Origin of the sequence: Herpetosiphon llansteffanensis (genome assembly GCF_003205875.1) — a bacterium.
GTDB classification, from domain to species: domain Bacteria; phylum Chloroflexota; class Chloroflexia; order Chloroflexales; family Herpetosiphonaceae; genus Herpetosiphon; species Herpetosiphon llansteffanensis.
On sequence record NZ_PUBZ01000147.1, the window covers coordinates 154,286 to 160,548 of the forward strand.

Genomic DNA, 6,263 nt, shown 5'->3' on the forward strand with positions numbered 1-6,263 from the left:
ACCAGCGTCCGAGGCTAAAATAGCTTCATTAAAGATTTATTGTCTAATTTCGCCAGTCTCAGCATTAATAAATGCAATATAATCGCTCGTAGTTACCATCCATTCATTAGTACATCTATCTAGTACATGAGGAATATAGACAACTAATAAATCTTTCCCGTTAATGGTAGATTCATCTTTAATTGCAAGTTCAATTGCTGTTTGTGGGCTAAGGTTAAGTTTGCCGACCATCCGATTGCAATCCGTGTACCTTAAAATTTGATCATTACCCGCAGCTTTTATTTCAGAAATATCGTGCGAATCCTGAGTGAATTTCAGATAATTTAATTGTTTTCGTTCTAGATCAATAATTTGCACTTCGGTATTCGCTGATTTACTGTTGTAGACGACACCAAATATAAGATAATTATCTAAGCGTTTTCCATATAACTCTTCAATTTTTGTATCAAGATATTGATTATAGTTATTATTTGGTGCTGTGCTTTGGCAACCAACTAAAATCAAAATTAAAGCCAACCCATACATCAATCTCATGCTTTTGCCCCTCTGTATTAGCCTATCAACGGTATATGTACGCGAAAATAGGTTTTTGGTTGCAGCGAAGCAACGCATATAGAATTCAATCATTTCAGCAAATAATATTAGTTGTTATTGCTCTTAGTTGTATGCAGAATCTGCTGTTTGGTAATTGCGAAAGACGTATCATAGGCAATCAAACAAAACGGATAGACCTTGGGTAGTGGTGTATCATCATTGATGCCATTGTAGATCTCAATCTGCGATATGAGATATTGCGCCGCTGCAAAATCGTTTTGCAACCCGTACTGATTCGGCATGCAATCAACTGGTGGATTATTGCGAATCAATTGTTGATTGTCTGATTCGCAGACCCACGTGTGAATGCTGCTATAGCTAAACCAGCCTAGCTCAATTCCCAGCCAGCGACCCGCTTCGATTGGCAGCGGTTTTGGCTGGCGCAGCATGGTTAAAAACCCTTCTGGCTGTTCACCTGGGCGCTTTGCAGTTTGCTCAGCCATGAATTGCTCGTGATATTGGGCAGCTAAGCCAATCCGCACAATTTGCAATGCTTCGCTTTGTTTTGGTAATTTTAATGCAAATTCTTGGGCCAATTCGAGGGTTGTGAAAATATTGGGCAGTAACAAATCATCTTCATTTTTTTGATACCAATCAGCTAATTCTTTTGCCACCAAATCGCTTGGGTCAGCGCTGAAATAACGCCACCAATGCTCAGGCAGCGCATTGAAACTACAATCGCGCAAGGCAAACATTTTTTCAGGAAACAGCGTTGGATCGAGATCGGATGGACGCTGAATCTTGGTCATGAGCAAATAACCACAATCGTACCACATTATTTATCCTAGCTCCTATCAAAATCTGCTTGCTCTTCTTCATCGTCATTTGCCTCAACAATAAAATGCTCATCATTATCATCATCGATCAAGCGCCAATACTCACTATTGGTTGAGCTAATCAATAATTCTAAGCAATAGTTTTTGCTCAAATGCAATTTAACATCGCCGATAGCATTGATTTGAATACTGCGGATGAATAACGATTGAGGCCAAAAGCTGGATAAAAAACTGTACAAAGCTGAACGTTCAACGCCAGCAGGATCGGGCTGAAACCAATCGCCACTGCCGATAATAATCCGTTGGTTTTGCCACAAGCGCCATTCGCCGCTAATATGCAAGCCATAGCGGCTAATCTCAACTTCTTCTTGTTTGCGGTTGATAGTCATGCGCTTTGCGCCAATCCGCAAGCACCAGATTCCACCAACATCAAAGCCATCCCACAACTCTTGGCCAAGCAAACATGCCAGTTTTTGTTGAATGATCGAAATTTCGTGCATAAACTCCTAGCTGCGATAACTGCAAATTTTCAGCCCATCGCGGTACAAAACCCAATGTTCACCAGCTGCTGCATTGATTAGAATGTCGAGTTTATATTCATGATTGATTGAAAAGCAGAGATCGCCACTCTGGGGCTGCACATCAATCGCCCAAATAATTAAATTAGCGGGATTATGCGTGGCCCAAAATGCCGCGACGTTTGGCTCGAAGCTAAGAGAGTTATCGTCTTCAAACCAGTAATCATCGCTGCTGAGCACCACTTGATGCTGTTGACGCAAACGCCAAGCACAGTTAATTGTCAATTGGTAATATTGAATTTCACGGGTGGTTGGCTCGATAACGCGAATAACAAAACTTTCGAGGTCGCAGCTGGCACCGTGATACCACAATGCACCACCGCTGAGCTGGCTAAGAGTTGATTTGATGCTGCTGAGTTGGTTCAAGAATCGTGCTCCGCATAGAATTTGGACAAATATGGTGGAGAAATCTGCTGCTATTCTACAACGAAGGCCTGAATTAAACATGGAACCCAATTACCAATTGAGATCGGAAACCCATCCCAGCCGATTTCGCGATTGATGATTGTTCTGGTCAGGCGCACTGCATCGGCGTACGAATCGATTAATTGATGCTGATTTAGCTCAAGCAAGATTGGTTTTTCAGGCAAGACTCGCCGATAGAGATACGATTCCCAACAAAAAATATCAAACGAAAGAATATCGAAGCCGAGAGGCTGCATGGCTGGATGCAGCGGTTGTTGAGTTTGAAGCATGGAATACAGTGCAGGCTTCGTGTGAGGATACAATTCTTCAATCGCGGAGAGCGAGGGTGCAGCAAACTGGCTAGGAATGGATGGACTGACAATTTGCCATTGATATTGCTTTTTGCCAAAGCGTTGAGCAAACTCCAAAGCAACCTCAAATGCCGTAAACACATAGGGAAATTTAAAGCCTGCATCGAGCTTTTGGCCGAGCCAATCGGTTGCCGCGCCAACATTGGTGATTTTATCGATACAGTCAGGCTCAAGCAGTAATGGATGTTTGGCATCTTGGGTAAAGAAAAACGTAGGGGTTGTGATGCTGTAATGATCGCACCATGGCCCTGCGTGCGAAAGGTAGTAGCCAAGGTTGATGTAGCTTTGCTGGTTGCTCATGGGTTGCCTCTCGATATTGTGCTGGTTTACATGATAGATCTAATCTTTGGGCCAAAACTCTGTGGAAAACGGGCCAGAAAATTCTCGGGTCATGGTTACTATGGAACCAGAATCATCGCTGGTGACGGCGATTATCATACTGAATGCTGGCCCACAGATTGCATTTGCCGTGTATACATACTCGCTGGTTGTTGCCGTAAATTGCTCTTCCTGCCAAGCGTCGGCAAGGGCCTGTTCACGATACCATGCTAAGATCGTGCTTGCAGCGGCGGAACTCCTGAATGTCGTACTGCGTATTTCCGCCAGATCGGTGGGAGCAGATGTATGGATGAGATCGCGATAGTCGGGGTAGAGCAGCAGTTTAGGATAGCGCGGGTGGGATAAGTTTTCGCAACCAGCGTATTCATACCATTCTTCAGTTGGGGTTGGCAGAGCCACCGAGGGAGCAAGCGCCGTTGCCGAGGGAACAATGTCGGTCTGCTGGAGCTGCTCGCTGGCAATGCGCAGATCATCGGGCACACTGGTTGGTTGGCTGGAGCTACAGCCCTGGAGCAGCAGGCATGCCAATAGGAATGCAAACACATATCTCATTGGGATGCTCCTTGATTGATTGATGTTGTGGTATTCGAGATACAACTATCTGCCCTAATCAAGCACACAATGGCCGTGCGTGCGCAAGGTAGGAGCCAAGATTGATGGATTGTTGTTGTTGAGGCATACATTATTCATTATTCAATCTTAGTATTAGTATTACAGGATGGTTGGCTATCATTTTGGTCAATTGTGCATTCATAATACATATTATCACCCATAGAGTATTCAAAAGTGATATGATATTTCTTATAAGAAGGCTGTATAAGAGCACTCCATTGAGTATTATCTTTGATTTCTAGACAAATTTGTGTCTCTTTGCAGTATAAGTTAAATAAATTATCATTTGATAACACTGTATCTGTATTTACATTTGTGTTTTTTATAAAATCATTTATTTCTAATAATACTGTATAGTTGCTGGAAATATCTTCTTTGTATTTGATCGGTATTTCTTCACTATATTTATTTGGTGTAAATTTATCATTATTTTGGCAAGATATAAGTAGTATTGAGATAATTATTAGTGTAATAAAATTTTTCATTCGATTAATCCTCATATGATTAAATAACCACTATTGCTAATTAAGTGAAGGATTTGTGATATATTTTCCGAATGCCTCCACTCGCCAACCTGCATCCGAGTGAAGTCGTGACCATTTGGATGCTGTTGGCCCTGAAGAGACGGAATTGTCGCGTCTTTTATCGCTGATTGGTGCCAATTAAGACCTCGTATTTAATTGAGATCAAATGGAATACAAAGAACTCTCTTGTTCTCAGTCGCAATTGATGGTCTCAACATCAACTGTATATCTCATGCAGAGGACATAACCTTAATCACCACCGCTGAGCTGGCTAAGAGTTGATTTGATGCTGCTGAGTTGGTTCAAGAATCGTGCTCCGCATAGAATTTGGACAAATATGGTGGAGAAATCTGCTGCTATTCTACAACGAAGGACTGAATTAAACATGGAACCCAATTACCAATTGAGATCGGAAACCCATCCCAGCCGATTTCGCGATTGATGATTGTTCTGGTCAGGCGCACTGCATCGGCGTACGAATCGATTAATTGATGCTGATTTAGCTCAAGCAAGATTGGTTTTTCAGGCAAGACTCGCCGATAGAGATACGATTCCCAACAAAAAATATCAAACGAAAGAATATCGAAGCCGAGTGGCTGCATGGCTGGATGCAGCGGTTGTTGAGTTTGAAGCATGGAATACAGTGCAGGCTTCGTCTGAGGATACAATTCTTCAATCGCGGCGAGCGAGGGTGCAGCAAACTGCGCGGGAATAGATGGACTGACAATTTGCCATTGATGCTGCTTGCTACAAAAGTTTTTGACAAACTCCAAAGCAACCTCAAAAACCGTAAACACATAGGGAAATTTAAAGCCTGCATCGAGCTTTTGGCCGAGCCAATCGGTTGCCGCGCCAACATTGGTGATTTTATCGATACAGTCAGGCTCAAGCAGTAATGGATGTTTGGCATCTTGGGTAAAGAAAAACGTAGGGGTTGTGATGCTGTAATGATCGCACCATGGCCCTGCGTGCGAAAGGTAGTAGCCAAGGTTGATGTAGGTTTGCTGGTTGCTCATGGGTTGCCTTTCGATGGTGTGCTGGTTTACATGATAGATCTAATCTTTGGGCCAAAGCTCTGTTGAAAATGGGCCAGAAAATTCTCGGGTCATGGTTACTATCGAATCAGTAGCATCGCTGGTGACAGTAATCGTTATTTCAAATGCAGGCCCACAGACTCCATTGCCATATTCATACCGACTCATCGTTGCCGTAAATTGCTTTTCCTGCCAAGCATCGGCAAGGGCCTGTTCACGATACCATGCTAAGATCGTGCTTGCAGCGGCGGAACTCCTGAATGTCGTGTGCCGAACCTCGATCGGAGGAGTTGGTATGTCTGTCTGGGTGAGATCACGATAGTCGGGGTAGAGCAGTCGTTGGGGATACAGCGGGCGGGATAAGTTTTCGCAACCAGCGTATTCATACCATTCTTCAGTTGGGGTTGGCGGAACCACTGAGGGAGGAATTGCCGTTGCCGAGGGAACAATGTCGGTCTGCTGGAGCTGCTCGCTAGCGATGCGCAGATCATCGGTCACAATGGTTGGTTGGCTGGAGCTACAGCCCTGGAGCAGCAGGCATGCCAATAGGAATGCAAACACATATCTCATTGCTATACTCCTTCATGGGTTGATGTTGTGGTGTTCGAGATGCAATTATATGTCCGAATCAAGCACACAATGGCCTTGCGTGCGAAAGATAGGAGCCAAGGCTTGTTGGTGGATCAGTGAATTACAAATATCTCTCAATCGAATATGAATTTAGTATTAATATGATTATATTTTATAGTTATACTCGATGGATTTTATATTCAGTAATTTATTATAAGAAAATTGAAATAAATAATTATAGTTAATAAATAATAAAAGAGGATTAAGTGAAATCTATTTTTAATTCCGACTTCGCTTAATCCTCCATAACGTATTTCTAATTCATTAGATTATACGCCTGATGTGAGTTAGGCATCGTTGATAACCGTAAAGGTGAGGACATCGATCCCAAATCGCGCCCGCAATACGGCTTTGACGACGAGATGCGTCACCTTGCTCGCAATGCGGGTCGCCAATCCTT

9 protein-coding genes and 2 pseudogenes are annotated in these 6,263 nt (G+C 43.1%); 1 reads left to right on the forward strand and 10 read right to left on the reverse strand.

Annotated features, from left to right (window positions below):
- Positions 1–36: 36 nt before the first annotated feature.
- The 7 genes from C5S61_RS24125 to C5S61_RS24155 all read right to left on the reverse strand — a co-directional run bounded on the left by C5S61_RS24125 (position 37) and on the right by C5S61_RS24155 (position 4,160).
- Positions 37–534, reverse strand: a complete 498-nt coding sequence (locus C5S61_RS24125; RefSeq protein WP_110519725.1) for a hypothetical protein — start codon at positions 532–534, stop codon at positions 37–39.
- Between the two features lie 107 nt (positions 535–641).
- Entirely contained in the window at positions 642–1,343 is a 702-nt protein-coding gene (locus C5S61_RS24130; protein ID WP_124033504.1) for a hypothetical protein, read from the reverse strand.
- A gap of 35 nt (positions 1,344–1,378) precedes the next feature.
- Positions 1,379–1,870, reverse strand: a complete 492-nt coding sequence (locus C5S61_RS24135; RefSeq protein ID WP_110519729.1) for a hypothetical protein — start codon at positions 1,868–1,870, stop codon at positions 1,379–1,381.
- 6 nt (positions 1,871–1,876) lie between these two features.
- The gene (locus C5S61_RS24140) at positions 1,877–2,314 is read right to left on the reverse strand and encodes a hypothetical protein (protein WP_110519732.1); all 438 of its coding nucleotides are present in this window, start codon (positions 2,312–2,314) and stop codon (positions 1,877–1,879) included.
- 50 nt (positions 2,315–2,364) lie between these two features.
- Positions 2,365–3,024, reverse strand: a complete 660-nt coding sequence (locus C5S61_RS24145) for a hypothetical protein (RefSeq protein ID WP_110519734.1) — start codon at positions 3,022–3,024, stop codon at positions 2,365–2,367.
- 39 nt (positions 3,025–3,063) lie between these two features.
- A complete protein-coding gene (locus C5S61_RS24150) occupies positions 3,064–3,615 on the reverse strand; it encodes a hypothetical protein (RefSeq protein WP_110519737.1) in 552 nt (183 codons plus the stop codon).
- Between the two features lie 137 nt (positions 3,616–3,752).
- Positions 3,753–4,160, reverse strand: a complete 408-nt coding sequence (locus C5S61_RS24155) for a hypothetical protein (protein ID WP_110519739.1) — start codon at positions 4,158–4,160, stop codon at positions 3,753–3,755.
- Positions 4,161–4,237: 77 nt separating this feature from the next.
- Between C5S61_RS24155 and C5S61_RS27715 the strand changes: the two are divergent.
- Positions 4,238–4,324: pseudogene (locus tag C5S61_RS27715) on the forward strand (transposase); the annotation flags it as partial.
- Positions 4,325–4,555: 231 nt separating this feature from the next.
- Here the strand turns inward: C5S61_RS27715 and C5S61_RS24165 are convergent.
- From C5S61_RS24165 to C5S61_RS27720, 3 genes and pseudogenes are all read right to left on the reverse strand, one after another.
- A complete protein-coding gene (locus C5S61_RS24165; RefSeq protein ID WP_110519741.1) occupies positions 4,556–5,215 on the reverse strand; it encodes a hypothetical protein in 660 nt (219 codons plus the stop codon).
- Between the two features lie 39 nt (positions 5,216–5,254).
- The gene (locus C5S61_RS24170; protein WP_110519743.1) at positions 5,255–5,803 is read right to left on the reverse strand and encodes a hypothetical protein; all 549 of its coding nucleotides are present in this window, start codon (positions 5,801–5,803) and stop codon (positions 5,255–5,257) included.
- Between the two features lie 347 nt (positions 5,804–6,150).
- A pseudogene (locus C5S61_RS27720) lies at positions 6,151–6,263 on the reverse strand (IS982 family transposase); the annotation flags it as partial.

Bases quoted from the DNA above. Each gene is read 5' to 3' on its own strand.
- C5S61_RS24165 (WP_110519741.1), bottom strand. From the start codon at position 5,215: ATGAGCAACCAGCAAACCTACATCAACCTTGGCTACTACCTTTCGCAC.
- C5S61_RS24125 (WP_110519725.1), bottom strand. From the start codon at position 534: ATGAGATTGATGTATGGGTTGGCTTTAATTTTGATTTTAGTTGGTTGC.
- C5S61_RS24155 (WP_110519739.1), bottom strand. From the start codon at position 4,160: ATGAAAAATTTTATTACACTAATAATTATCTCAATACTACTTATATCT.
- C5S61_RS24135 (WP_110519729.1), bottom strand. From the start codon at position 1,870: ATGCACGAAATTTCGATCATTCAACAAAAACTGGCATGTTTGCTTGGC.
- C5S61_RS24145 (WP_110519734.1), bottom strand. From the start codon at position 3,024: ATGAGCAACCAGCAAAGCTACATCAACCTTGGCTACTACCTTTCGCAC.
- C5S61_RS24170 (WP_110519743.1), bottom strand. From the start codon at position 5,803: ATGAGATATGTGTTTGCATTCCTATTGGCATGCCTGCTGCTCCAGGGC.
- C5S61_RS24130 (WP_124033504.1), bottom strand. From the start codon at position 1,343: ATGACCAAGATTCAGCGTCCATCCGATCTCGATCCAACGCTGTTTCCT.
- C5S61_RS24150 (WP_110519737.1), bottom strand. From the start codon at position 3,615: ATGAGATATGTGTTTGCATTCCTATTGGCATGCCTGCTGCTCCAGGGC.